At 70.3% G+C, this 23,521-nt stretch carries 25 protein-coding genes and 1 tRNA gene; 16 read left to right on the top strand and 10 right to left on the bottom strand.

Going from position 1 to position 23,521, the window contains the following annotated elements:
* The first annotated feature begins 4 nt into the window (after nucleotides 1–4).
* Nucleotides 5–154, top strand: a complete 150-nt coding sequence (locus tag ABT114_RS06955) for a hypothetical protein (protein WP_351139375.1) — start codon at nucleotides 5–7, stop codon at nucleotides 152–154.
* A 41-nt stretch (nucleotides 155–195) separates the two neighbouring features.
* Here ABT114_RS06955 and ABT114_RS06950 read toward each other — a convergent pair whose 3' ends face one another.
* On the bottom strand, nucleotides 196–1,788 hold the full coding sequence (locus ABT114_RS06950) for a helicase HerA-like domain-containing protein (protein WP_351139373.1): 1,593 nt from the start codon (nucleotides 1,786–1,788) through the stop codon (nucleotides 196–198).
* A 104-nt stretch (nucleotides 1,789–1,892) separates the two neighbouring features.
* On the opposite strand from ABT114_RS06950, the gene ABT114_RS06945 reads away from it, so the two are divergent.
* Complete coding sequence (locus ABT114_RS06945) at nucleotides 1,893–2,189, top strand: type II toxin-antitoxin system VapB family antitoxin (RefSeq protein ID WP_010352268.1); 297 nt, start codon at nucleotides 1,893–1,895, stop codon at nucleotides 2,187–2,189.
* A 120-nt stretch (nucleotides 2,190–2,309) separates the two neighbouring features.
* Entirely contained in the window at nucleotides 2,310–2,930 is a 621-nt protein-coding gene (locus tag ABT114_RS06940) for a LytR C-terminal domain-containing protein (RefSeq protein ID WP_351139548.1), read from the top strand.
* 116 nt (nucleotides 2,931–3,046) lie between these two features.
* Here the strand turns inward: ABT114_RS06940 and upp are convergent, their stop codons facing one another.
* Nucleotides 3,047–3,682, bottom strand: coding sequence for a uracil phosphoribosyltransferase (gene upp, locus ABT114_RS06935; protein ID WP_351139371.1), 636 nt, complete (start codon nucleotides 3,680–3,682; stop codon nucleotides 3,047–3,049).
* Nucleotides 3,683–3,819: 137 nt separating this feature from the next.
* Here upp and ABT114_RS06930 point away from each other — a divergent pair, with 137 nt between their 5' ends.
* The 9 genes from ABT114_RS06930 to ABT114_RS06890 all read left to right on the top strand — a co-directional run bounded on the left by ABT114_RS06930 (nucleotide 3,820) and on the right by ABT114_RS06890 (nucleotide 9,122).
* Complete coding sequence (locus ABT114_RS06930) at nucleotides 3,820–4,014, top strand: hypothetical protein (protein WP_351139369.1); 195 nt, start codon at nucleotides 3,820–3,822, stop codon at nucleotides 4,012–4,014.
* Nucleotides 4,015–4,317: 303 nt separating this feature from the next.
* On the top strand, nucleotides 4,318–4,848 hold the full coding sequence (locus tag ABT114_RS06925) for a tRNA adenosine deaminase-associated protein (protein ID WP_351139546.1): 531 nt from the start codon (nucleotides 4,318–4,320) through the stop codon (nucleotides 4,846–4,848).
* 56 nt (nucleotides 4,849–4,904) lie between these two features.
* A complete protein-coding gene (gene tadA, locus ABT114_RS06920) occupies nucleotides 4,905–5,336 on the top strand; it encodes a tRNA adenosine(34) deaminase TadA (protein WP_351139367.1) in 432 nt (143 codons plus the stop codon).
* Between the two features lie 68 nt (nucleotides 5,337–5,404).
* Nucleotides 5,405–5,489, top strand: a tRNA-Ser gene (locus ABT114_RS06915).
* A 150-nt stretch (nucleotides 5,490–5,639) separates the two neighbouring features.
* Nucleotides 5,640–5,819, top strand: coding sequence for a hypothetical protein (locus ABT114_RS06910; RefSeq protein WP_351139366.1), 180 nt, complete (start codon nucleotides 5,640–5,642; stop codon nucleotides 5,817–5,819).
* A gap of 9 nt (nucleotides 5,820–5,828) precedes the next feature.
* Complete coding sequence (locus ABT114_RS06905; RefSeq protein ID WP_351139365.1) at nucleotides 5,829–6,122, top strand: Dabb family protein; 294 nt, start codon at nucleotides 5,829–5,831, stop codon at nucleotides 6,120–6,122.
* A gap of 147 nt (nucleotides 6,123–6,269) precedes the next feature.
* Nucleotides 6,270–7,163, top strand: a complete 894-nt coding sequence (locus tag ABT114_RS06900; protein ID WP_351139363.1) for an RNA polymerase sigma factor SigF — start codon at nucleotides 6,270–6,272, stop codon at nucleotides 7,161–7,163.
* A 269-nt stretch (nucleotides 7,164–7,432) separates the two neighbouring features.
* Nucleotides 7,433–8,335 (top strand): RNA polymerase sigma factor SigF, encoded by a 903-nt coding sequence (locus ABT114_RS06895; RefSeq protein ID WP_351139361.1) that lies wholly within the window; start codon nucleotides 7,433–7,435, stop codon nucleotides 8,333–8,335.
* A gap of 55 nt (nucleotides 8,336–8,390) precedes the next feature.
* On the top strand, nucleotides 8,391–9,122 hold the full coding sequence (locus ABT114_RS06890) for a hypothetical protein (RefSeq protein WP_351139359.1): 732 nt from the start codon (nucleotides 8,391–8,393) through the stop codon (nucleotides 9,120–9,122).
* Nucleotides 9,123–9,143: 21 nt separating this feature from the next.
* Here ABT114_RS06890 and ABT114_RS06885 read toward each other — a convergent pair whose 3' ends face one another.
* Nucleotides 9,144–9,344 carry a hypothetical protein gene (locus ABT114_RS06885; RefSeq protein WP_351139357.1) on the bottom strand — a complete coding sequence of 67 codons (201 nt, stop codon included), beginning with the start codon at nucleotides 9,342–9,344 and terminating at the stop codon, nucleotides 9,144–9,146.
* A 207-nt stretch (nucleotides 9,345–9,551) separates the two neighbouring features.
* On the opposite strand from ABT114_RS06885, the gene ABT114_RS06880 reads away from it, so the two are divergent.
* The 3 genes from ABT114_RS06880 to ABT114_RS06870 all read left to right on the top strand — a co-directional run bounded on the left by ABT114_RS06880 (nucleotide 9,552) and on the right by ABT114_RS06870 (nucleotide 13,499).
* Nucleotides 9,552–10,043, top strand: coding sequence for a MarR family winged helix-turn-helix transcriptional regulator (locus tag ABT114_RS06880; protein WP_351139355.1), 492 nt, complete (start codon nucleotides 9,552–9,554; stop codon nucleotides 10,041–10,043).
* Nucleotides 10,044–10,125: 82 nt separating this feature from the next.
* Entirely contained in the window at nucleotides 10,126–12,570 is a 2,445-nt protein-coding gene (locus tag ABT114_RS06875) for an MFS transporter (RefSeq protein WP_502987839.1), read from the top strand.
* Nucleotides 12,571–12,677: 107 nt separating this feature from the next.
* Nucleotides 12,678–13,499 carry a YceI family protein gene (locus tag ABT114_RS06870; protein ID WP_351139351.1) on the top strand — a complete coding sequence of 274 codons (822 nt, stop codon included), beginning with the start codon at nucleotides 12,678–12,680 and terminating at the stop codon, nucleotides 13,497–13,499.
* 97 nt (nucleotides 13,500–13,596) lie between these two features.
* Here ABT114_RS06870 and ABT114_RS06865 read toward each other — a convergent pair whose 3' ends face one another.
* A complete protein-coding gene (locus tag ABT114_RS06865) occupies nucleotides 13,597–14,088 on the bottom strand; it encodes a hypothetical protein (protein WP_351139349.1) in 492 nt (163 codons plus the stop codon).
* Between ABT114_RS06865 and ABT114_RS06860 the strand changes: the two genes are divergently transcribed.
* On the top strand, nucleotides 14,087–14,557 hold the full coding sequence (locus tag ABT114_RS06860) for a PPOX class F420-dependent oxidoreductase (protein ID WP_351139347.1): 471 nt from the start codon (nucleotides 14,087–14,089) through the stop codon (nucleotides 14,555–14,557). The two genes, ABT114_RS06865 and ABT114_RS06860, sit on opposite strands and share 2 nt — an antisense overlap.
* A 41-nt stretch (nucleotides 14,558–14,598) precedes the next feature.
* Here the strand turns inward: ABT114_RS06860 and ABT114_RS06855 are convergent, their stop codons facing one another.
* The 6 genes from ABT114_RS06855 to ABT114_RS06830 form a co-directional block, all read right to left on the bottom strand.
* Entirely contained in the window at nucleotides 14,599–15,426 is an 828-nt protein-coding gene (locus tag ABT114_RS06855; protein WP_351139345.1) for a TetR/AcrR family transcriptional regulator, read from the bottom strand.
* A gap of 96 nt (nucleotides 15,427–15,522) precedes the next feature.
* Nucleotides 15,523–17,004, bottom strand: a complete 1,482-nt coding sequence (locus ABT114_RS06850; protein WP_351139343.1) for an MFS transporter — start codon at nucleotides 17,002–17,004, stop codon at nucleotides 15,523–15,525.
* Between the two features lie 103 nt (nucleotides 17,005–17,107).
* Nucleotides 17,108–19,393 (bottom strand): glycosyltransferase family 39 protein, encoded by a 2,286-nt coding sequence (locus ABT114_RS06845; RefSeq protein WP_351139341.1) that lies wholly within the window; start codon nucleotides 19,391–19,393, stop codon nucleotides 17,108–17,110.
* Complete coding sequence (locus ABT114_RS06840; RefSeq protein WP_351139339.1) at nucleotides 19,390–20,901, bottom strand: bifunctional glycosyltransferase family 2/GtrA family protein; 1,512 nt, start codon at nucleotides 20,899–20,901, stop codon at nucleotides 19,390–19,392. The genes ABT114_RS06845 and ABT114_RS06840 overlap by 4 nt, the downstream gene beginning before the upstream one ends.
* A 14-nt stretch (nucleotides 20,902–20,915) precedes the next feature.
* Complete coding sequence (locus ABT114_RS06835; RefSeq protein ID WP_351139545.1) at nucleotides 20,916–22,562, bottom strand: sensor histidine kinase; 1,647 nt, start codon at nucleotides 22,560–22,562, stop codon at nucleotides 20,916–20,918.
* Nucleotides 22,563–22,742: 180 nt separating this feature from the next.
* The gene (locus ABT114_RS06830; RefSeq protein WP_152894310.1) at nucleotides 22,743–23,480 is read right to left on the bottom strand and encodes a response regulator transcription factor; all 738 of its coding nucleotides are present in this window, start codon (nucleotides 23,478–23,480) and stop codon (nucleotides 22,743–22,745) included.
* Nucleotides 23,481–23,521: the final 41 nt, after the last annotated feature.

Here is a 23,521-nt window from a genome sequence, read left to right as displayed (position 1 = left end):
AGCCATGCCCAAAGACCCGTACGCCGTCCTGCGCGCGCTGTTGCGCGCGGAGGCCGCACGCAACGCACCGAAGCCGGACGTGAGAGAAGCGAAGGCAGTGAGGGAAGCGAAGCCGCAGCCGCCATCCGTGATGGAGCGGGAGCACGGCTGCTGATCCCGTGCCGGGCCGGGCGCCTGCGCGCGTCCGGCCCGTCCTCACCGCCGGCGGCGGGTCGTGCCGAAGAGCGAGCGGGTGATCTCGCGGCCGATCTGGGTGCCGACGGAACGGGCCAGGGACTTGAACATGCCGCTGCCGACGACCTGTTCGACGACGGACGGTTCCTCCTTGGCCCGGGGAGCCCTGCGACCCGTGGGAGCCGTGCGGGTCGGCGGCTCGGGGGCCTTCTCCGGCCTCGCCGCAAGCTTCTCGTACGCCGACTCCCGGTCCACAGCCTGTGCATAACGGCCGTGGAGCGGCGAGGACCGCACCGCCTCGTCCAGGGCCGTGGCGTCGACCGGCCCCATCAGGGACTCGGGGGCGCGCAGGCGGGTCGCGGCGACCGGGGTCGGGGCGCCCTTCTCGCTCAGGACCGTGACGACGGCCTCGCCGGTACCGAGGCCGGTGAGGAGCTCCTCCAGGTCATAGGCGGAGTCCGGGAAGGTCTTCACCGTGGCCTTGAGCGCCTTCTGATCGTCGGGGGTGAAGGCGCGCAGGGCGTGCTGGATCCGGTTGCCGAGCTGGGCGAGGACGTCTCCGGGTATGTCCTTCGGGGTCTGCGTGACGAAGAAGACGCCGACCCCTTTCGAGCGAATGAGGCGGACGGTCTGCGTGATCGCGTCGAGGAACGCCCTGGACGCGTCGTTGAACAGCAGGTGCGCCTCGTCGAAGAAGAAGACCAGCTTCGGCTCGTCGGCGTCGCCGACCTCGGGCAGGTCGTGGAAGAGGTCGGCCAGCAGCCACATCAGGAAGGTGGAGAAGAGCTGGGGCTTGTCCTGGACGGCGGGGAGTTCGAGGACGGAGACGATGCCCCGGCCGTCGGACGCCGTGCGCAGGAACTCGCTCGTGTCGAACTCCGGTTCGCCGAAGAAGTCGGCCATGCCCTGTGCCTCGAAGGCGGTGAGGGAGCGCAGGATGACCCCGGCCGTGGCCGTGGACAGACCGCCGATGTTCTTCAGCTCGGCCCTGCCCTCGTCGGACGTGAGGAAGGCGACGACCGCCCTGAGGTCCTTGAGGTCGACGAGCTCCAGGCCCTTGGTGTCGGCGTAGTGGAAGATCAGACCGAGGGACTGCTCCTGGGTCTGGTTGAGCTGCAGCACCTTCGACAGCAGCACCGGGCCGAAGCTGGTGATCGTGGCCCGGACCGGGATGCCGTGCCCGAGTCCGCCGAGGGCGAGGAACTCGGCCGGGAAGCCGGCCGGCGTCCACTGCTGGTGCACCTCGGCGGCACGGGACCGCACCTTGTCATTGGACAGGCCCGGTTGCGAGATCCCGGACAGGTCGCCCTTGATGTCGGCGAGGAAGACGGGCACGCCCTGCGCCGAGAGCTGCTCGGCGATCAGCTGGAGCGTCTTGGTCTTGCCGGTGCCGGTGGCGCCGGCGACCAGACCATGGCGGTTGAGCATGGGAAGCGGGATGCGGACCTGGGCGTCGGGCAGGCAGTTCCCGTCCCAGATCAGGGCGCCCAGGTCGAGCGCGGGCCCGGCGAAGGCGTAGCCGGAGGCGATCTTCAGGGCCTCCTGCGGGAGGGCGGGAGCGCTCCCGGCGGTCTCGGGGGCGGCGGCCTGCGGCACGGTCTCGCTGTCACTCATCTCCGGCCCCTGTTCCCGTTTGCCCCGCTTTACGGCGTCTTTTCCAGCGTCGCACTCCGTCGCCATGGCTGCGCCCGGAAGGTCTGGGCCGGTAGGCTTTCCGTGTGATCTTCAAGCGCATCGGAAACGGCCGGCCGTACCCCGACCACGGCCGGGAAAGCACCCGGCAGTGGGCGGACGTCGCGCCGCGCCCGGTCCGCCTCGATCAGCTGGTGACCACCAAGCAGCAGCTCGACCTCGAGACCCTCCTCGCCGAGGACTCGACCTTCTACGGCGACCTCTTCGCGCACGTCGTGAAGTGGCAGGGCGACCTGTACCTGGAGGACGGGCTGCACCGCGCGGTGCGGGCGGCACTCCAGCAGCGACAAGTGCTGCACGCGCGCGTGCTCGAGCTGGAATGAGCTCCCACAGGTCACGGTTGGCCCTTTCGGGTCCTCCTTGCCCTCTCGGATGATCATCTATTAGTCAGGGCCGCTCAAGCGCACTACGCTGCGCTCATGAGCATGCTGACTCCTCCCGGCATGGGCGGCCAGTACCGCATCACGGGGGACAAGTACCCGCGAATGCGCCCTCCCCGGAGGCGCGGCAGGCTCGTCGTCGTGGCCGTCGCCTCCGTCGCTGTACTCGGCGTGGTCGGCTGGGGCACGCTGCAGCTCATCGACGTCTTCACGGGCGGCGGCAAAGAGGCCGCGGCGGCCGGTACCAAGGCGGACTGCTCGACCAAGGTGAGCCCCTCGGCGGGCGCGAGCGCGCAAGCGGTGCCCAAGCCGGCCCAGATCACCGTCAACGTCTTCAACGCCACGCCCCGCAGCGGGCTCGCCAAGCAGACCGCGGACGAGCTCAAGAAGCGCGGCTTCCGCATCGGCGAAGTGGGCAACGCGTCGAAGGAGTACGACAAGAAGGTCGCCGGCACCGGGATACTGCTCGGCCCCGCCTCCTCCCTGAACACCTCGCTGCCGGTGCTCGCCACCCAGCTCGGCACCGCCGAGCGCCGCACCGACGCCGCCCGCAAGGGCGACGCCATCGACCTCGTCATCGGTACCGGCTTCAAGGAGCTGACGGCCAAGGCGGACGCCGACAAGGCACTGGCCGGCCTGACAGCGCCGGAGCCGTCGTCCACCACGGCGAAGAGCGGCTGCTGAAGGGCGTAGCCACGACTGGGAGCGGCTGCCGAAGGACGTGATACGGCCGGGAGCAGCCGCTCCAGGACTACTCGAGGAGTACGGCCCGGAGCAGCGGCTGACGGCCGTACGGCGGCCTATTCAGCGGCTCCGTAGAGCCGGTCCCCCGCGTCGCCCAGGCCCGGCACGATGTAGCCGTGCTCGTTGAGGTGGTCGTCGACGGCTGCCGTGACGACCGTGACCGGGGTGCCCGCGAGTTCGCGTTCCATGAGCTCGACGCCCTCGGGGGCGGCCAGGAGCACCACGGCGGTGACATCGTCGGCGCCGCGCTTGATCAGTTCCTGGATCGCCACGACCAGCGTGCCGCCGGTGGCGAGCATCGGGTCCAGGACGTAGACCTGGCGGCCCGAGAGGTCCTCCGGCATGCGCGAGGCGTACGTGGAGGCCTGCAGCGTCTCCTCGTTGCGGACCATGCCCAGGAAGCCCACCTCGGCGGTCGGCAGCAGCCGGACCATGCCGTCGAGCATGCCGAGCCCGGCCCGCAGGATCGGCACCACCAGCGGGCGCGGGCGGGCGAGCTTGACGCCCGTGGTCGAGGCGACCGGCGTCGCGATGTCGACCTGTTCGGTGCGCACGTCACGCGTGGCCTCATAGGCGAGGAGGGTGACCAGCTCGTCGGCGAGACGGCGGAAGGTCGCGGAGTCGGTGCGCTGGTCGCGCAGCGTGGTGAGCTTGTGGGCGACCAGGGGGTGGTCGACGACGTGGAGACGCATGTCCACAACAGTAACCGCGCCGAACCGGCCCGGCGCCCCCACACACAGTGAGCCTCCGCCCCGGGCTTGGGCCATTCGCTGGCGTCGAACCGCACGTCGGGGGGAAAGTGGTGAGGACGGACCGGGGTGATGTGTCTATGCCTGAGCTGCCTGACCGCGACGCGCCGAACGCGGACGAGCCGCGGGAGACGGACGCCGAACGCCGTCGGCGACGCGCCCGGTTCCTGCGCGAACTCGCCGAGGCCCGGGAGTTGCGCGCCCGCGTCCAGCCGCGCCGCGCCAAGACGGCCCGACTGCGGCACGCGATGCGGATGCGGACCTTCCGCTGGTAGGACTCGCCCGGACCGCGGACCCGATCGAGGGGAGGCGATCAAGGGGTGGTCGTGTGTGGGCGGTGTGCAAAGCCGCGTACGATCCGCAGGTGGCGGCAACGAGTGCGCTGGTGAGTCCCGTTCGGACGCGCTTGCCCCCGTGCGATCAAAACTGCCAGACACAGGGAGCCGAAGACGTCCCCTGAACGCCTTGTTTCTGCCACGATTCCGAGTGGGTGGGGCTCGGAGCACAGCTCTCCCCGCCCACAACCTCCGCCGGGGGGATCCCCAACCGGCACGCCTATGACCAGTGGGAGAGTCACGGTGTACTTCGCCGCACTGCTCGCGCGCACCGAAGACGGGTGGGAAGCGAGCGACACAGAGCTGGACGATGTGGAGACCCTGTCGGATCTGGCCGACCTGGCCCGGGAGGCCTCTCCCGACGACGACACGGTGCTCGTGCTCATCGAGCAGGAGGACGGGTGGTTCGGGGTCGTCCGGGTGGACGGCGAGGACGACCCTCGTATCTACATCTCCGATGCCGCCGCCGCTGCCCGCAGCAGCTACGGGGAGATCCTGCTCACGGACGAGCTGCTCGGCCGTGACCCGGGTGACCCCGACGACGAGCTGGACTCGCTCGACCTCGACGGCACCGAGGACGGCGACGACGAGGACGACGAGACCGCCGGGGACAGCGGTTCCGCCGAGGCCGTGCCGCACGGCCCGGTCGGCGACCCCGGGATCCTCGACGACCTCGGCATCAGCGAGAAGGAGCTGAAGCTGCTGTCGGACGACGCGCTCACCGAGATCGCCGAGGCGCTGGGCGCCGCGGACGTCCTGGAGACCGTCCGCTGACCGCACCAGACGCGGCACGGGCACCGGACCCGGTACGCGACCGCTGGCGGGACGCGATGCGGCTCGCCCTGGAGGAGGCCGGACAGGCCGTCCGGGGCGGGGACGTCCCCGTCGGCGCCGTCGTACTGGCTCCGGACGGTACGACCGTGCTCGCTGCCGGGCACAACGAGCGTGAGGCCGGCGGGGATCCGACCGCGCACGCGGAGGTCCTCGCGATCCGGCGGGCGGCGGCCACGCTCGGCGAGTGGCGGCTGACCGGCTGCACGCTCGTCGTCACGCTCGAGCCGTGCACGATGTGCGCGGGCGCGCTCGTGCAGTCCCGCGTGGACCGGGTCGTCTACGGCGCCCGCGACGACAAGGCGGGCGCGGCCGGCTCCCTCTGGGACGTCATACGGGACCGGCGGCTCAACCACCGCCCAGAGGTCGTCGAGGGCGTCCTGGCCGAGGACTGCGCGCGACTCCTCACGGAGTTCTTCCGGGACCGCTGACCCCGGGACCCGGGGACCTCGGGAAACGGATTTCAGGGCACGGCCCACCTTGGGGTAGGGTCTCCCTCGGTAGCGTGTCCGAGCGGCCGAAGGAGCTCGCCTCGAAAGCGAGTGTGGCGCAAGTCACCGAGGGTTCAAATCCCTCCGCTACCGCTGAAGAAGGGCCCCGTCGCGAGACGGGGCCCTTCGTGCGTTCCGGGTAAGAAATGCCCGAAGATCGTTGGTCCTTAAATACGACGTGAAGTTAAACTCGCCGCCGGTAACAGGGGCCCGCGGGGCACGGCAGTCACAGGGGAGGCCGCCATGGCGGTGAACGCGAAGAAGATCGCCGTCTATGTGCTCGTGGTCTTCGCGCTGTATGTGATCATCACAGACCCGGCCAAGGCGGCGGACTACGTCCAAATAGGTTTCGAGGGTATATCGGACGCCGCCCAGGCCATCGGTGACTTCATGACCTGGCTCGCCAACGGAGCCAAGAACTAGGGAGTGCTCGTGATCCGCCACCTGGTCCTCTTCAAGCTCGACGAGGGCGTCGAACGCGACGACCCGCGCGTCGTGGAGGGCGTCGCGGCCTTCCGGGCGCTCGGCGGCCAGATCGAGGAGCTGCGTTTCTGGGAGCTCGGCTGGAACATCAGCGACCGGCCCATCGCCTACGACTTCGCGATCAACTCGGCGGTCGAGGACGCGGACGCCCTGAAGCGCTACATCGAGCACCCGGCGCACCAGGCGGGCGTCGCGCTGTGGCGGGAGTTCGCCACCTGGGTGGTCGCGGACTACGAGTTCTGAGCCGTAGGCCGTACGCCGACACGGACAGCCCTGCGGAGCCTCGCACCGGAACGAACAGCGCGAGGCTCTTTTGCGTCATATACACCAACTCGCCCTCAACACGGGGTTATGCGGTGCTTGCACACAGTGCACATGTCTTGTGATGCTATGACCGCTTTTGACGGATGGTTGAGCGACGAAGAGGTGGCGTTGACCGTGTCGGCCAGTACTGCGCCACCCCAGGAGGAGGTCCCTGCCCAGGAGGATGCCCCCGTCCCGGCTCCGGCACCGGAGAAGCGTCGCGGCGCCGACACCCGGGCTCTCACTCAGGTGCTCTTCTCCCAGCTCAAGGACCTCCAGCCGGGCACCCCGGAGCACAACCGGGTGCGCGGGGCGCTCATCGAGGCCAACCTCCCGCTCGTGCGCTACGCGGCCGCCCGCTTCCGTAGCCGCAACGAGCCGATGGAGGACGTCGTCCAGGTCGGCACCATCGGACTCATCAACGCCATCGACCGCTTCGACCCCGAGCGGGGCGTGCAGTTCCCTACGTTCGCGATGCCGACGGTCGTCGGCGAGATCAAGCGCTACTTTCGCGACAACGTCCGCACGGTCCACGTGCCGCGCCGACTGCACGAGCTGTGGGTCCAGGTCAACAGCGCGACCGAGGACCTGACGACCTCCTTCGGGCGCACCCCGACCACCGCCGAGATCGCCGAGCGGCTGCGCATCGGCGAGGACGAGGTGCTGTCCTGCATCGAGGCCGGGCGGTCGTACCACGCGACCTCACTGGAGGCCGCGCAGGAGGGCGACGGACTGCCCGGGCTGCTGGACCGGCTCGGCTACGAGGACCCGGCGCTGGACGGCGTCGAACACCGCGACCTGGTCCGCCATCTGCTGGTCCAGCTGCCGGAACGCGAACAGCGAATTCTGCTTCTGCGCTACTACAGCAATCTCACCCAGTCGCAGATCAGTGCGGAACTCGGCGTCTCCCAGATGCACGTCTCACGGCTACTCGCGCGTAGCTTCCAGCGGCTGCGCTCCGCGAACCGCATCGAGGCATAACCGCACGCGAGATCGAGTCGTCACCGCGGAGAGCGAATCGCTCACCAGGGCGGTTCCCGACAGTTGTGTGGTGAAAAACCGTCAGACCCCTTCTTTCCAGGGCCGATTCGTTACTGTCATGTCGACATGTCACTACAGCGTGTTGCCGACATGTGACATTCTGCGGGAAGAGCGTTTGCCGTGGCTCCGGCTCCGGTATTCAGGGTGCAGGCTGATGTTCCTCTCCGGGAGCGTCCGCCGCGACCGTCCCGCGACCCAAAGGGGGTGGCATGTCCGCAGACCAGGGCAGCTCGAAGGTGCTCACGCTCACGAAGAGTGCTGAGGCGCCCGTCGAGTCCGTCGTGCCCGACGCGCTCGACGACGTTACGGCCCTCGAGGCAACGCCGGCCCCGGCCCTTCCAGCCTCGGGAGCCATCGACACCCGCACCCTCTCCCGCTCCCTGTTCCTGCGGCTCGCCGCCCTCGACGACGAGAGCCCCGAGCGCGCATACGTCCGGGACACCCTGATCGAGCTCAACCTCCCGCTGGTGCGCTACGCGGCGGCACGCTTCCGCTCGCGCAACGAGCCGATGGAGGACATCGTCCAGGTCGGCACCATCGGCCTGATCAAGGCGATCGACCGCTTCGACTGCGAACGGGGCGTCGAGTTCCCGACGTTCGCGATGCCGACCGTCGTGGGCGAGATCAAGCGGTTCTTCCGCGACACGTCGTGGTCGGTGCGCGTGCCGCGCCGTCTCCAGGAACTGCGCCTGGCACTCACCAAGGCCAGCGACGAGCTCTCCCAGAAGCTGGACCGCTCCCCCACCGTGCCCGAACTCGCCGCCGTCCTGGGCGTGTCGGAGGAGGACGTCGTCGACGGCCTCGCGGTCGGCAACGCGTACACGGCGTCGTCCCTGGACTCGCCGGCCCCCGAGGACGACGGCGGCGAGGGCTCCCTGGCCGACCGCCTCGGCTACGAGGACACCGCCCTGGAGGGCGTGGAGTACCGCGAGTCCCTGAAGCCGCTCCTGGCCAAACTCCCGCCCCGCGAGCGGCGCATCATCATGCTGCGCTTCTTCGCCAACATGACCCAGTCGCAGATCGGCGAGGAGGTCGGCATCTCCCAGATGCACGTCTCCCGACTGCTCACCCGGACGCTGGCACAGCTGCGGGACGGTCTCATCTCGGACTGACCCCCAGAAGGTCGCGAGGCTTCCTATTTGACGGAGCGTCAGTCACCATGGCGCGATGCTTCGAGCGACATGGGCGACATGGACACATGGCCGCCGGGGCGCCGTACTGGGCGCGTCGGCGGCCGTCGTCTGTCTGGGCGGGGTACTGGGCGCCTTCGGGAGCGGCGGGGGCGGCGGCGACTACGTCGCGGTCGGAGCGGCCGGCGGGCCACCCCAGGCAGCGGGTACGGCGGTCGGGCCGACGGGCGGCGTGACGCTGGTACCGCTCGACGGAGCCGGCGGCGGAACGGGGGACACGCGCAACTCCCCTGACGCTGGCGGCAGTTCGGAGGCGGGCGCGGATCCCACCTCCGGGCCACGCCCTACGACCGGAAGCGTCGCCCCGGCTCCCGACGGCACCAAGTCCGTTCACACGAGCGCGAGTCCGCCGTCGCCCACGCCGGCTTCCCCTCGTACGACACCGGGTACGACACCCCGTACGCCCGCCGCCCTGAGCGTGGGCGAGCCCGTGCGTGAGGCGGCGGACGAGCGGTGGTGCGAGAACGTGACCCTCGTTTTCCGCAACACCGGGGGGACCGCGGTGCGTTCGGGCACGGTGACCTTCGGGACGCACGTCATCGGCGCGCTCGGCATCGACTGGTCGACGGTCGAGTCGGCCGTGGAGCTTCCGGCGCCGATCGAGGCCGGCGCGCGGGAAGAGAAGACCTGGACGGTGTGCGTCGACGCCTGGCGTGTACCGCTGGGGATGCACGTGGAGACGCGGGACGTGTCCGTCCAGTGGAAGTAGCGGGGGAAGTAGCGGTTCGTCCTACTTGAGCGCGAGCCAGGCCACCGCGGCGACGATCACCACGGCGACGACGACGCCCACGATCAGGCCGATGCGGGGGCCGCCCGTCGAGGCCACCGCCTGCTGCTGTCGGCCCTGAGGGGCCTCGTCGACGAACGCGCGGAACATCTGGGTGCTGCCGGCGGGGTCGTGGTTGCCCTGGGGGCCCTGGGTGTTAGCCATGGGCCAGGACACTAGCGAATTCAGGGGGTCCGGCCCAAGTGGGGGCTCCACTCCCGGGGCCCACCCGTACCGCATGCACCCACCTGCGGGTTTACGTTCGCAATACTTGCCTTTGCCAAGTTTTGGATCCGCGACCCCCTCTTTTATTTGCCTGTGGCAACCAACATCTCCTATGGTTGCCCTAAGCAACGAATACCGGGAGGTGTGATGGCCGAGCAGGCGCAGTTCCAGGAGCTGGCGCACCAGCTCAGCGCCATCGGGGCCGTGAAACGGGACCTCGGGCGGATCCTGCCGCACGACTGCCCGACCGGCTCCGCCGCCGTGCTGATGCTGCTGGTCCGTCACGGGGATATGCGCATGAGCAAGCTCGCGGAGTTGCTCGCCGTGGACATGTCGGTCACCAGCCGCCATGTCACGCACGTCGCCGAGCGGGGCTGGATCGAACGGTCCCCCGACCCTGCGGACAAGCGCTCGCGCATCCTGCACCTCACGGACGCAGGCCGCGACCAGGTCGACAAGTTGCACCAACGGAGCACCCAGCTGCTCGCCGAACGGCTGAGCGACTGGACCGACGACGAGGTCGGGCAGCTCACCCGGCTCATGACACGACTCAGGGCCAGCTTCGGGGACTGCCGTTCCGCACCCCGGCTGCCGCCTCCTGAACTAGAAACGACCACCCGTACACCCGCAAACACTTAAGAAAAGGAAGTCCATGGCAACGACCACACCAGCCGGTGTGCGGGCTCACGCCAAGAACGGGGGAGGCTCCTCCGGCGCGCCGATGACGCACCGGCAGATCATGGAGGCGCTCTCCGGGCTGATGCTCGGCATGTTCGTCGCGATCCTGTCGTCGACGATCGTCTCCAACGCCCTGCCCCGCATCATCGGCGACCTGGGCGGCGGCCAGTCCGCCTACACCTGGGTCGTCACGGCCGCGCTGCTCTCCATGACCGCGACCACGCCCCTCTGGGGCAAGCTCGCCGACCTGTACAGCAAGAAGGCGCTCGTCCAGATAGCCCTGGTCATTTATGTTCTGGGCTCTGTGGTCGCGGGTCTGTCCCAGAACCCCGGCATGCTGATCGCCTGCCGTGTCGTCCAGGGCATCGGCACCGGCGGTCTGTCCGCTCTTGCCCAGATCGTCATGGCCGCGATGATCTCTCCGCGTGAGCGGGGAAAGTACTCCGGCTACCTCGGCGCGACGTTCGCTGTTGCGACCGTCGGCGGCCCGCTGCTCGGTGGTGTCATCACCGACACCTCGTGGCTGGGCTGGCGCTGGTGCTTCTACGTCGGTGTGCCGTTCGCGATCATCGCGCTGATCGTGCTGCAGAAGACCCTGCACCTGCCCACCGTGAAGCGGGACGTGAAGGTCGACTGGGGCGGCGCGTTCTTCATCGCCGCCGCGGTCTCGCTGCTGCTGGTCTGGGTCACCTTCGCCGGTGACAAGTACGACTGGGTGTCCTGGCAGACGTACGCGATGGTCGGCGGCGCGATCGTGCTCGGGCTGCTCTTCGTGCTCATCGAGTCCAAGGCGAGCGAGCCGATCATCCCGCTGCGCCTGTTCCGCAACCGCACCATCACCCTGTCGTCGCTCGCCTCGCTCTTCGTGGGTGTCGCGATGTTCAGCGGCACGACCTTCTTCAGCCAGTACTTCCAGCTGGCCCGCGACAAGTCCCCGACGATGTCCGGCGTCCTGACGATCCCGATGATCGGTGGTCTGTTCGTCTCCTCCACCCTGTCCGGCCAGTTCATCACCCGGACCGGTAAGTGGAAGGCGTGGCTCGTCAGCGGTGGTGTGCTGGTGACGGCCGGTCTGGGTCTGCTGGGCACCATCCGGTACGACACGGACTACTGGAAGATGGCCATCTTCATGGCCCTGCTGGGTCTCGGCATCGGCATGATGATGCAGAACCTGGTCCTGGCCACGCAGAACCAGGTGGCGCCGTCCGACATCGGTTCGGCGAGCTCCACGGTCACCTTCTTCCGGTCCCTCGGCGGTGCGATCGGCGTCTCCGCGCTGGGCGCGGTCATGTCCACCCGGATCACCCACTACGTCAAGGACGGCCTGGCCGCCCTCGACCCCAAGTACGCGGCCGCAGCTTCCGGGTCCACCAGCAGCATCCCGGACATGGACACGCTGCCCGCACCGCTGCGCACCGTCATGGAGAGCGCGTACGGCCACGGCATCGCGGACGTCTTCCTGATCGCGGCCTGCACGGCGCTGCTCGCCTTCCTCATCACGCTGTTCATCAAGGAGGTCCCGCTGAAGACCAAGGGTGCCCTCGCGCAGGCCGCCGGCGACGAGTCCCCGGCGCAGGCTCCGGCCGCCGCCGCGGCTCCGGCCGAATCCCCGGCCGCGGAGAACGTCCCGAGCTGGTCCGTCGCCTCCGCCACCACGGAGGCCGGTCCCGAGGGCACGCAGCGCCTGGCCGCGGTCGCCACGGTGGCCGTCGGTGAGTCGGCGGGCGGCGGTACCCCGGTGCGCGGCTTCGTCCGCGGCGCCGAGAGCGCGCCCGTACCGCGGGCCGCGGTCACGCTGATCTCCCTGGCCGGACGTCAGCTGGGCCGGTCGGTCGCACAGGCCGACGGCTCCTACGGGGTGGACGCGCCCGGCGCGGGCTCGTACGTCCTGATCGCCTCCGCCGACGGCTACCAGCCGCAGGCCTCGACGATCGTCGTCAACGACGAGCCGGTCGCGTACGACATCCTGCTCAGCGGCACCAGCGGCCTGTCCGGTGTCGTCCGCGGCGCCGAGACCTCGCTGCCGGTCAAGGACGCGATGGTGATCGTCACCGATGTGCGCGGGGACCTGCTGGCCACCGCCGCCACCGGTGAGCAGGGCGAGTTCTCCTTCGCCGAGCTGGTGCCCGGCACGGTGACCCTCGCGGTCAACGCCGCCGGCTACCGGCCGCGCGCCCTGCCCGTCGAGGTGGGCGGCACCGGGGTCACCCGGATCGAGGTCGACCTCGACTCGGGCTCCCAGCTCCAGGGCGTCGTCCGCGCCCCGCACGGTCCGCTGGCCGACGCCCGCGTGACGCTGGTGGACGCGGCCGGCAACGTGGTGGGCACGGCCACCACCGGGACGGACGGGGCGTACGCCTTCACCGACCTGGACGGCGGCGAGTACACCGTCATCGCGACGGGCTACCCGCCGGTGGCCACCGCGCTGACGGTCGCCGGACCTGGCGTCGACGGCCACGACATCGAACTCGCCCACCCCGGCGAGTAGTTCGACCCCGGCCCGTGGCGGGCGGCGCGCTCCGAGCGGAGGCGCGTCCCCGCCGCGGGCCGGCTTCATTGCGACCAATTTCTGATGCTTTGCAGGGAGAAAACGGGATGGGACTGACCGCGAGGATCCGTACCAGGGACGGGTGGGCCGTGTCGCACGCGGTCGTCACGGTGACCGACATGACGGGCACGCAGGTGCTGCGGGTCGAGGCGGACGCCGAGGGCGCGGTACGGGACGTGAACGCGCTGGCGCCGGGGGCGTACACGGTGATCGTCACGGCCGTCGGGTACGCGCCCGCCGCCGCGAGCGCGATCGTCACCGCGAGCGGGCGGGCCGAGGTCGGGACGGTGACGCTGGCCCGGCAGGGCGGCACCGAGCTGCCCCCGCCGGGACCGTGGACCATCGACCCGGCGCACTCCACGGTGGGCGCGGTAGCCCAGCACCTGGGCATCTCCAGCGTGCGCGGCCGGTTCACGGAGTTCGCGGGCACGGTCGAGATCGCCCCGGACGACATCACCAAGTCCCGTGTCGAGGCGGTCATCCGCGCCGCCTCCATCGACACCGGCAACGGCATGCGCGACACGCATCTGCGCTCCGCGGACTTCCTGGACGTCGAGCTCTTCCCCGAGATCACCTTCCGCTCCACCGGCCTGGCGGCGGCGGGCTCCGACCGCTGGACCGTCCACGGGGAGCTGGGCCTGCACGGGGTCGTACGGCCCGTCGACCTGGACCTCGCCTACCTCGGCACCGGCGCCGACCCGTGGGGCGGCACCCGGGCCGCCTTCCGGGCGACCACGGAGCTGCACCGCGAGGACTTCGCCATGAACTACAACCAGATCGTCCAGGCGGGCATCGCGGCCATCGGTACGACCCTCAAGGTCGAGCTGGACATCCAGGCGGTCCAGGGCGAGTCGCTGCCGACGGCGTAGCCGGGGCCGGGGGTTCCGGCCCGGCCTCGTGGACCCGCCACCGGGGCGGGGGTTCCGGCCCCGGTGGCGGGTCCACCCGTGTCACGACGTCCCCGCCCTACATGAGTCCGACCGTGCGGGGCGGGGCGAACAGGTGCCGGGCGCGGTGTTCCTCGGCCACCATCACCGTGCCGAGCCGGAACTCCACGGACTCCTCCGTCTTCGCCAGGCGAGCCTGGTGGTCGGCGCAGGTGCGGCAGCCGGGGGCCCAGTCGGGCAGCAGTTCGCGGTGGGCGTCGGCCAGGTGGCGGCTGAGGCTGATCTGCGTCCCCACGATGCTGTCCATGAAGTCCCAGTCCACACCGGGGTCCTCGGCGACCAGCCCCGCGATCTCGGCCTGGATGTACTTCATCGCCTCGTACTTGCGGACACACTCCCTGCAGTCCCACATCCACGCGGGCAGCAGCGGCCACTGGTCGTCGGGGCCGAGGTCGTCGGGGCTGTTGTTCGTCACCTGGAGCATCTTCCCCGGCCGGGGGCGGGTCATGAGGGACGTCTTCATCGGGGCGTTCACCAGGAACCCCGAGCCGATCTGAGACGCTGGCCCCATGGCACCGAACATCGCGACGAACACCCCCGTGGCACTGGAAGAGTTGCTGGACTTTGTACGTCCCCGCCACCGCGCCATCCTGCTGACCCGGCGGGCCGACGGCAGCCCCCAGGGGTCGCCGCTGACCTGCGGGGTCGACGACTCGGGCCGGATCGTGGTCTCCACGTACCCGGAACGGGCCAAGACCCGCAACGCCAAGCGGGACCCCCGGGTCAGCGTCATCGTGCTCAGCGACGACTGGAACGGCCCCTGGGTCCAGATCGACGGCACGGCCGAGGTCGTCGACACGCCCGACTCCGTAGAGCCGCTGGTGGAGTACTACCGGAACATCGCCGGTGAGCACCCGGACTGGGACGAGTACCGGGCGGCCATGCTCAAGCAGGGCAAGTCGATCATCCGGGTCACGCCGGAGCGGTGGGGGCCGGTGGCGACGGGTGGGTTCCCGGCGCGGCTCGTGTCCGGGGAGTAGAGGAGCCGGAGACAGCCGGAGACGCGCCGGAGACAGGGGCGTCAGCCGCGCTTCACCATCGCCTCGATCCCCGCCACCAGCAGGTCCAGGGCGAAGGTGAAGTCGCGGTCCAGCATCTCCGCGACCGTGTCGCCGCCGCGGGCCGCCATGATGTCCTTGGACTCCTGGATGACCTCGGCGGTGTCCGGTGACTCGGTCACCGCGCTCATAGCCTGCTGGAAGTAGTCGTCCGGGGTCACACCGGCATCGGCGACACGGGCAAAGAAGTGGCCCTCGATCGTGCCGTAGCCGTACACGAACTGGAAGACGGCGGAGATGGCGCCCGTGACGCCGTGCGCGGGCAGCCCCGTGCGGCGGACAACACGCTGCACGAAGCGGGAGAAGGCCAGCGAGTTGGGGCCGATGTTGAGGTACCGGCCGGCGAGCGGCGACAGCCACGGGTGGCGCACCAGCAGCACACGGTACTCCGTGGCCAGCGTCCGCAGCTGGTCGCGCCAGTCCACCGCGACGGCGACGTCAGCGGCATCCGCGGCATCCGCGAAATCGGCAACGTCCGCGGCGCCCGTGGCGTCCGGATCGGGCAGGCGCAGCTCGCCGAAGGCCGCGTCCAGGGCGAGTTCGAGGAGGTCGTCCTTGGTGTCGACGTACCAGTAGACGGACATCGCGGTCACGTTCAGCTCTGTGGCGAGCCGGCGCATGGAGAACCTGTCGAGCCCCTCGGCGTCCAGGAGACGGACCGTGACCGCGGTGATCCGGTCCCGGTCGAGACCCGACGGCTGCCCGCCACCGCGCCCGCCCCGGCGCGCCTTGCCCTCCAGCCACACGCTGCTCCGCGCGGCCCGCTCGGCTGCCTTCACCGCCTTCACCATGGCGCACCTTCCTCGACACTCCTGCGGCCCCCGGTCACGATGCTAGGTCCAGCCACCACCGGCCGAGCTCCCGGGCCGACCGAGCCTGAGCCCGGCCTAAGCCGCCACCACCTGGGAGTCTGCCCGCTCCGCCCTGCGCAGCAACGCCGCCGCCAGGAACCCGCCGAGCAGCACGGCCACCGCCCCCACCAACTGACTGGTCTCGAGCCCGGACGAGAACGCGTCGGTGATACGCCCCCTCTCCCGCTCCCCGTCGGCAGACGCCAGCGCCGCCGGCAGCGAACTCGCCGCCACCGGAATCAGCGCGGCGAACCGCGCGTTGAGCACCGCGCCCAGTACGGCGACCCCCAGCCCGTTGCCGAACTCCGCCAGCGTGCCGTTGATTCCGGCGCCCACACCGGCCTTGTCCGGCGGGATCGCGCTCATGATGGCGTGCGCCATGGCGGGGTTCGCGACCGCGCAGCCCGCGCCGATGAGCAGCAGGCCCAGCAGCGTGCCCCCGTACCCGTGCTCCGCGAGCGTGGCGATCGACACCAGGCCCCCGGACATCAGCACCATGCCCAGCGCGATCGACACCGGCGTGCCGAGCTTCGCCGTCCACTTCGCCGACAGGCCCGAGAAGTTCAGGACGACGACGGACAGGGCGAGCGGCGCCGTCCGCAGGCCCGCCTCCAGCGGGCCGTAACCGAGCACGAACTGGAGGTGCTGGGTGAGCAGGAACAGCGCGCCGCCCATGCCGAAGGTGATCAGGACCGCGCCGGCGACGGCGCCCGTGAAGCGGCGGTCGCGGAAGAAGTGCAGGTCGAGCATCGGGTACGGGATACGGCTCTCCCAGTAGGCGAACAGGGCGAGGACGACCACCGCGACGGCCGCGCTCGCCAGTACCCGGGCCGACGTCCAGCCGTGTGCCGGGCCGGAGATGATCGCGAACACCAGCGTGGCCATGCCGATCGTCGACAGCAGGGCGCCGAGCAGGTCCGGGCGGTCGCCCCGGGGGTTCTTCGACTCGGGGACGAGCGCCACGACCGCGACCAGGCCCAGCGCCGCGACCGGCAGGTTGATCAGGAAGATCGCGCCCCACCAGAAGTGGTTCAGCATGAAGCCGCCGATGAGCGGACCGATCGCGAAGCCGAGGGCGTTGACCGCGGCCCAGATGCCGATCGCCTTGGCGTGCTCCTCGGGCGCGAAGATCTGCATCACCACGGCCAGGGTGGTGGTCAGCAGGAGTGCGCCACCGACGCCCATGCCGGCCCGCGCGGCGATCAACTGGCCGGTGGAGTCGGCCAGTCCGGCCACCAGCGAGCCGATGCCGAAGAGGGCGAGCCCCGCGATCAGCAGCTTCTTGCGGCCGTAGCGGTCGGCCGCACTGCCCGCGGTGAGCAGCAGACCGGACTGCACCAGCGAGTACGCGTTGATCATCCACTGGATGTCGGAGGTGGCCGCGCCCAGCTCACGGGTGAGCGAGGGGATCGCGACGTTCAGCACGGTGTTGTCGAGCAGCACGGTGAGCTGCGCCAGACAGATGACGCCGAGGATCAGCCAGCGCTGGGGGTGGCCTTGGGGAGCGGGAGCGGACATGCTGTACACCGTAGAACAACCCCCATACGGTGTACAACGTAGATACGTGGATACGCAGAAGGGCGGTGGCCGGAAGCCACCGCCCTTCATGCTCGGCCGAACGTCAGCCGCTCGCCGCCTGCGTGAGGTCGTAGAAGGTGGCCGAACCGACCGTGACCTTCTTGAAGTTGCTCTCGACCCACGAGGTGATCTTCGAGGAGGTCCCGGTGCTGCTGCCGCCCATGCCGCCACCGGAGCCGCTCGAGATGAAGTAGTGGATCTTGCCTTCCTCCACGTACTTCTTGAACTGCGCCAGCGTCGGGGACGGGTCGGTGCCGTTGAAGCCGCCGATCGCCATCACCGCGTCACCGGTGGAGAGCTGGTAGCTCGCGGCGTTCTGGGCGCCGATGGCCGCGGCGACCCACGTGTACTCGCCGGAGTCGGTCTCCAGCAGCTTCTTGGCCTCGGAGCTGACGCTCGCGCCGTTCAGCAGGCCGCCCATGCCACCGCCGCCGGCCATGCCGCCGCCTTCGCCCATCTGCCCGCCGCCCGGGAAGCCGTTGCCGTTCTGGGTGGTGCCATTGCCGTTCTGCTGGCCCTGGCCCTGGCCCTGGCCCTGGCCCTGGCCCGGCATGCCGCCGCCCGTGCCACCGCCGGGAAAGCCACCCGTGCCACCGGTGCCACCGGTGCCACCGCCCGGGAACCCGTTGCCGTTCTGGGTGGTGCCGTTGCCCTGCTGGCCCTGGGTGTTGCCACCGGGACCGCCGCCGTTGCCGCCGCCGAAGCCGCCCCGGCCACCGCCGCCCGGACCGCCGCCGCCCATCATGCTCGCGCCGGACGGACCGGCGGTGACGATGGAGCCGGTGTGGCCTTCCTGGAGCGTGCTGAAGGTGTACGCCGTCGGACCGGCCAGCGCCGCCACGACGCTCACGGCCGCCGCCGCGAGGGCCAGCCGGCGGTTCAGCCGGCCCGCGAAGACCAGGCCGAGCGCGCCGGCCAGGCCGCCGATCAGGACCAGCCACTTCAGCCAGGGCAGGTAGTCCGAGGTGCGGTTGAGCAGGACGTAGCTCCAGACCGCGGCCGCCACGACCGAGGCCGCGAGGGTGATCGACACCCAGATCTCGCCGCGCTTCTCCCACAGGATGCCCGCGCCCATACCGATCACGGCCGCCATGTAGGGGGCGAGGGCCACCGTGTAGTACTGGTGGAAGATGCCCGCCATGTAGCTGAAGACGACCATGGTCATCAGCAGCGAGCCGCCCCAGACGAGGAACGAACCGCGGGTCACGGACGTCCGCGACAGCTTGCGCGTGGCCACCAGGCCCGCGACCAGCAGGATCAGCGCGGCCGGCAGCAGCCAGGAGATCTGTCCGCCGATCTCGGAGTTGAACATCCGGTCCCAGCCGGTCTCACCCCACTGCCCGGTGCCGGTGCCGCCACCGCCGCCGCCGACGCTGCCGGTCTCGTCGCCGCTGAGGCGGCCGAGGCCGTTGTAGCCGAAGGTCAGCTCGAGGAAGCTGTTGTTCTGCGAACCGCCGATGTAGGGGCGGGAGGACGCCGGCCACAGCTCGACGATCGCGACCCACCAGCCGCCCGAGACGACCAGCGCGACCGTCGCCAGGGCCAGCTGCCCGAGGCGCTTCTTCAGCTTCACCGGCGCGCAGACGCCGTAGACGATCGCCAGCGGCGGCAGGATCAGGAAAGCCTGCAGCGTCTTGGCGAGGAAGGCGAAACCGATCGCCGCACCGGCCCACAGCAGCCACTTCGTACGGCCGTCCTCGAGGGCGCGGACGACGAGGTAGCAGGCGACGGCCATCAGCAGCGCCAGCATGGCGTCCGGGTTGTTGAACCGGAACATCAGCGCCGCGACGGGGGTGAGCGCGAGCACCGCACCCGCGATCAGACCTGCCTCCGGGCTGAACCGGCGGCGCACGGACGCGTACACGACGGCGACCGTCGCGACGCCCATGAGCACCTCGGGGACGAGGATCGCCCACGAGTTCAGGCCGAAGATCCGGACCGCCAGCTCCATCGGCCACAGGGAGGCCGGGGGCTTGTCGACGGTGATGGCGTTGCCCGCGTCCAGCGAGCCGAAGAAGAACGCCTTCCAGCTCTTGCTGCCGGCCTGGACGGCCGCGGAGTAGAAGGAGTTGGCGTAGCCGGAGGCGCTCAGGTTGTAGAGGTAGAGCAGACCGGTCGCCAGCAGCAGGCCGAGGAAGGCCGGGCGCGCCCAGCGGGGGTCCTCGGGGCGTCCGCGCCACAGTCTCCGTACGAAGGGCTGCTTCGGTTCGCCGGCCTCGGGGGCCGGCGCCTGCACGGCCGCCGGCTCCTGGGGCGGAGCGGTCGGGGGCGGCCCCCAGGAGGTGGCAGCACCCCCCTGATCGGTCGTCCGGTCGTAGTCGGTGGTCATCGTGAGTCCCCCGGGTCGGTGTCGTAAGGGCGCACCGGCTGGAGCTGCATGGTCGCGTCCCGCCAGGTGCCGTCCGCGGCTTCACCGGCGCGGAACTGGGTCGTGTCGTGCGTGGTCGTGCCGTGGTTCTGCTGCTGGTGCACTACCGGGCGCTGGGGCAGCGGGGTGTACGGGCCGCCGGGCTGCTGCGGGACCTGCGCCGTCGCGTACGTCGGCGAGGACGGGGTGTGGGAGGCGACCACGGTCGAGTGGGCGCCCGCGTCGGCGTCGCGCCGGTCCGGGAACACCCACGCGCGGAAGAGCAGGAAGCGGAGCACGGTCGCCGCGAGGTTGGCGGCGATCAGCACCGCGAGTTCGGTGGAGTGCGCGGGGCTGGCGGTCGCCGCGTTCAGGGCGGCCAGCGAACCGCTGGTCAGCACCAGGCCGATGCCGAAGACGACCAGGCCCTGCGCCTGGTGCCGGACGGCGCCGCCGCGGCCGCGCACCCCGAAGGTCAGGCGCCGGTTGGCGGCCGTGTTGGCGATCGCCGAGACCAGCAGCGCGAGGGCGTTGGCGATCTGCGAACCGCTGAAGTTGCGGAAGGCGCTGTAGAGCAGCAGGTAGAAGAGGGTCGACAGAGCGCCGACGACACAGAACCCGACGAGCTGGCGGGCCAGCCCCTTGGGCACGTCCTGGATGTCACGGTCGCGCGGATCGTCGCCGAACGGGCGGGCCAGCCGGTCCAGGGACAGCGAACCGGTGGCCAGGGCCTTGCCCACTCGCCACACCCCCTTCAGGTCCTCGGTCGCCGTCTTCACGATGTGCACCGTGGAGTCGGGATCGTCGACCCAGTCGACGGGCACCTCGTGAATACGGAGCCCCGCGCGCTCGGCGAGCACCAGCATCTCGGTGTCGAAGAACCAGCCGGTGTCCTCCACCAGCGGCAGCAGCACCTGGGCGACGTCACGGCGGATCGCCTTGAAGCCGCACTGCGCGTCCGAGAAGCGGGCCTGGAGGGAGCCGCGCAGGATCAGGTTGTACGCGCGGCTGATGAACTCCCGCTTGGGCCCGCGGACGACGCGCGAGCTACGGGCCAGCCGGGAACCGATCGCGAGGTCCGAGTGGCCCGAGATCAGCGGGGCCACCAGCGGCAGCAGCGCGTTGAGGTCGGTGGACAGGTCCACGTCCATGTAGGCGAGGATCGGCGCGTCCGAGGCCGACCAGACGGTCCGCAGCGCACGGCCGCGGCCCTTCTGCTCGAGGCGGAAGGCCTTCACCTCAGCGATCTCTGCCTCCAGCCGCTGAGACACCTGCGGCGTCGTGTCCGTCGACGCGTTGTCCGCGATGGTGATGCGGAACGGGTACGGGAACGTGCGCTTGAGGTGCTCGTGCAGTCTGACGACGCACGGCTGGAGGTCCTTCTCCTCGTTGTAGACGGGGATCACTACGTCCAGGACAGGCGTACCGGCTGCCGCGGCCGGGAGGTGCTCCCGCGCCGGCAGGGTGCCGGGAGAAGAGTCGGTTCGCATGGCAACGACTCTTGTCAAGCGCCCTGTTGCACCCATGTGGTGGCACTGTGCTGTACCTGTGAGTCGAGTTGCCAGTTCGTTTCGGGCGCCGGCTGGGGGACGGCCGGGGCAAGGGCGGGCAGATGCACGGTGAACACCGTCCGTCCGGGCACGCTGTCGACGGTCACGGCGCCGCCGTGCGCGGTCGCGACGGCCTGCACGATGGCCAGCCCCAGACCGGTCGACCCGGTGGCGCGCGAGCGCGCGGAGTCACCCCTCGCGAACCGTTCGAAGACATGCGGGAGCAGGTCCGGCGGGATGCCCTGGCCGTTGTCCTGGACGTCCACGCACAGCCACGGTCCGCGCCGCTGCACACGTGCGGTGACGGTCGTACCGGGCGGGGTGTGGGTGCGCGCGTTCGCCAGCAGGTTGACGAGCACCTGCTGCAGCCGGGCCGCGTCCGCGGACACGAGGGCGGGCTCGTCGGGCAGTTCGAGCCGCCAGACGTGGTCCCGTCCCGCGGCACGGGCATCGCTGATGGTGTCGACCACGAGCGGTACGAGGTCCGTCTGCCCGAACTGCAACGGCCGGCCCGCGTCGAGCCGCGCCAGCAGCAGCAGGTCCTCGACGAGCAGCGTCATGCGCCCGGCCTCGGACTCGATACGGCCCAGGGCGTGCCGGGTGTCGGGCCCGACCTGCTCCCGACCGCGCCGGGTGAGCTCGGCGTACCCGCGGATCGACGCGAGAGGCGTCCTCAGCTCATGGCTGGCGTCCGCGACGAACTGCCGTACCCGCATCTCGCTCTGCTGGCGGGAGTGCAGGGCGCCGTGGATGTGGTTCAGCATCCGGTTGAGCGCGGCACCGACCTGCCCGACCTCGGTGTGCGGGTCGGTCTCGGACTCGGGCACCCGCTCGCTGAGGTTCACCTCGCCGGTGTGCAGGGGGAGTTCGGAGACCCGGGTGGCGGTGGCGGCGACCTTGCGCAGGGGGCGGGTGGCGACGCCGACGAGGACGTAACCGGCGATGCCGGCGGCGACGAGACCGGCGGCGGTGATGCTCACCTCGACGAGGAGGAGGGTGTTGATGGTGTTGTCGACGTCCTTGGTGGGCAGCGCGACGTAGAACGCTCCGCGGCCGTTCTGGCTCTCGATGTACTTGACGAGGTAGCCGCCCAGACCGGGAATGTCCACGGTCTCGGTGCCGGTCTTCGACGCCTCGGCGAGCACGGTCTTCTGCGCCGTGCTGAGCCGCGTGGTGGTCATGCCGCCCTGGTAGCCGCTCTTCTCACGGGCGACGACCGCCTCGGCGATCCCGTTGCCGTCGTCGTTCATGACGGCGACGACGGTGCCCGGCTGCGTCGGGCCCCGGCTGGTGAACTGGAGCTTCTCGTCCGTCGTCAACGAGTTGCCGGTCGTCCCGTCGGCGTTGCCGTTGTCGTCGCCGTTCAGGCCGCCGGGAGCGTCGCCGACCAGCTTGGGGCCGCCCACGGCCCGCATGGCGACGTCGAAGACCTGGCCGTCCAGCTGGTCGTACAGATGGGAACGCAGCGCGAGCGTCGTCACCGTGCCGATCACCGCGCACACGACGGCGATCAGCGTGACCGCGGAGACGACGAGCCGCGACCGCAGGGTCCGCGGAGTCCGCTGCCTCTTCGGCTTCTGCCTCTGCTGCTGCCTCTGCATCTGCTTCTGCTGCTGTCGCTGTCTCTGCCTGCTCATCGCGCTGCCTTCACCGAAGCGTCCGGAAGGGTCTCGGGGTCGCTGCGCCGGGGCTCACGACCAGATGAAGGAGCGACACGGGGACGCTCCTCCACGACACGGGCGGCAGGCACGAAGACCGACGGCCCCACCGGGTACCCGGCCTCAGCCGGCCGGCTTGATCAGGTAACCGGCACCGCGCCGGGTGTGGATCATCGGCTCGCGCCCCGCGTCGATCTTCCTTCGCAGGTAGGAGATGTACAGCTCGACCACATTGGCCTGACCGCCGAAGTCGTACGACCACACGCGGTCCAGGATCTGCGCTTTGCTGAGCACACGACGAGGATTACGCATGAGGAAGCGCAGCAGTTCGAACTCGGTGGCGGTGAGGTGGATGTTGTCCCCGGCCCGCGACACCTCGTGGCTGTCCTCGTCGAGGGTGAGGTCACCGACGACGAGCACGGAGTCGGACCGCCGGTCGGCGGCACCGGAACGGCGGATCAGCCCGCGCAGCCGAGCCACGACCTCTTCGAGGCTGAACGGCTTGGTGACGTAGTCGTCGCCACCGGCGGTGAGCCCGGCGATACGGTCCTCGACCGCGTCCTTGGCGGTCAGGAAGAGAACCGGCACGTCGGGCAGCTCGCGGCGCAGCCGCCCCAGGACGGTCAGGCCGTCCATGTCGGGCAGCATCATGTCCAGGACGACGGCGTCGGGCCGGAACTCGCGGGCGGTCTGGATCGCCCCCGTCCCGTCACCCGCGCTGCGGATCTGCCATCCCTCATAGCGAAGGGCCATGGACAGCAGTTCGGTGATCGACAGCTCGTCGTCCACCACAAGCACTCGGACGGGGCTCCCGTCCGGCCTCAGCAGTTCGGTGCGCCCCTGGGGCGAGGTCGTGGTCATGGTGGACACCATGTCGGGGTCCTCTGAGAGCACGCTTTCAC

The organism is Streptomyces sp. NPDC002088 (assembly GCF_040296605.1).
Taxonomy (GTDB): Bacteria; Actinomycetota; Actinomycetes; order Streptomycetales; family Streptomycetaceae; genus Streptomyces.
This window is presented reverse-complemented; position numbering and strand designations above follow the sequence as displayed.

What these genes read in the sequence shown, in the direction of transcription:
- ABT114_RS06870 (WP_351139351.1), top strand. Translation starts at nt 12,678, where the DNA reads ATGGGACTGACCGCGAGGATCCGTACCAGGGACGGGTGGGCCGTGTCG.
- ABT114_RS06895 (WP_351139361.1), top strand. Translation starts at nt 7,433, where the DNA reads ATGTCCGCAGACCAGGGCAGCTCGAAGGTGCTCACGCTCACGAAGAGT.
- ABT114_RS06840 (WP_351139339.1), bottom strand. Translation starts at nt 20,901, where the DNA reads ATGCGAACCGACTCTTCTCCCGGCACCCTGCCGGCGCGGGAGCACCTC.
- ABT114_RS06930 (WP_351139369.1), top strand. Translation starts at nt 3,820, where the DNA reads ATGCCTGAGCTGCCTGACCGCGACGCGCCGAACGCGGACGAGCCGCGG.
- ABT114_RS06910 (WP_351139366.1), top strand. Translation starts at nt 5,640, where the DNA reads ATGGCGGTGAACGCGAAGAAGATCGCCGTCTATGTGCTCGTGGTCTTC.
- tadA (WP_351139367.1), top strand. Translation starts at nt 4,905, where the DNA reads ATGCGGCTCGCCCTGGAGGAGGCCGGACAGGCCGTCCGGGGCGGGGAC.
- ABT114_RS06850 (WP_351139343.1), bottom strand. Translation starts at nt 17,004, where the DNA reads ATGTCCGCTCCCGCTCCCCAAGGCCACCCCCAGCGCTGGCTGATCCTC.
- ABT114_RS06885 (WP_351139357.1), bottom strand. Translation starts at nt 9,344, where the DNA reads ATGGCTAACACCCAGGGCCCCCAGGGCAACCACGACCCCGCCGGCAGC.
- ABT114_RS06845 (WP_351139341.1), bottom strand. Translation starts at nt 19,393, where the DNA reads ATGACCACCGACTACGACCGGACGACCGATCAGGGGGGTGCTGCCACC.
- ABT114_RS06955 (WP_351139375.1), top strand. Translation starts at nt 5, where the DNA reads ATGCCCAAAGACCCGTACGCCGTCCTGCGCGCGCTGTTGCGCGCGGAG.
- ABT114_RS06860 (WP_351139347.1), top strand. Translation starts at nt 14,087, where the DNA reads ATGGCACCGAACATCGCGACGAACACCCCCGTGGCACTGGAAGAGTTG.
- ABT114_RS06835 (WP_351139545.1), bottom strand. Translation starts at nt 22,562, where the DNA reads ATGCAGAGGCAGCAGCAGAGGCAGAAGCCGAAGAGGCAGCGGACTCCG.
- ABT114_RS06880 (WP_351139355.1), top strand. Translation starts at nt 9,552, where the DNA reads ATGGCCGAGCAGGCGCAGTTCCAGGAGCTGGCGCACCAGCTCAGCGCC.
- ABT114_RS06875 (WP_502987839.1), top strand. Translation starts at nt 10,126, where the DNA reads ATGACGCACCGGCAGATCATGGAGGCGCTCTCCGGGCTGATGCTCGGC.
- ABT114_RS06830 (WP_152894310.1), bottom strand. Translation starts at nt 23,480, where the DNA reads ATGACCACGACCTCGCCCCAGGGGCGCACCGAACTGCTGAGGCCGGAC.
- ABT114_RS06940 (WP_351139548.1), top strand. Translation starts at nt 2,310, where the DNA reads ATGGGCGGCCAGTACCGCATCACGGGGGACAAGTACCCGCGAATGCGC.
- ABT114_RS06900 (WP_351139363.1), top strand. Translation starts at nt 6,270, where the DNA reads ATGACCGCTTTTGACGGATGGTTGAGCGACGAAGAGGTGGCGTTGACC.
- ABT114_RS06865 (WP_351139349.1), bottom strand. Translation starts at nt 14,088, where the DNA reads ATGGGGCCAGCGTCTCAGATCGGCTCGGGGTTCCTGGTGAACGCCCCG.
- ABT114_RS06890 (WP_351139359.1), top strand. Translation starts at nt 8,391, where the DNA reads ATGCTTCGAGCGACATGGGCGACATGGACACATGGCCGCCGGGGCGCC.
- upp (WP_351139371.1), bottom strand. Translation starts at nt 3,682, where the DNA reads ATGCGTCTCCACGTCGTCGACCACCCCCTGGTCGCCCACAAGCTCACC.
- ABT114_RS06855 (WP_351139345.1), bottom strand. Translation starts at nt 15,426, where the DNA reads ATGGTGAAGGCGGTGAAGGCAGCCGAGCGGGCCGCGCGGAGCAGCGTG.
- ABT114_RS06950 (WP_351139373.1), bottom strand. Translation starts at nt 1,788, where the DNA reads ATGAGTGACAGCGAGACCGTGCCGCAGGCCGCCGCCCCCGAGACCGCC.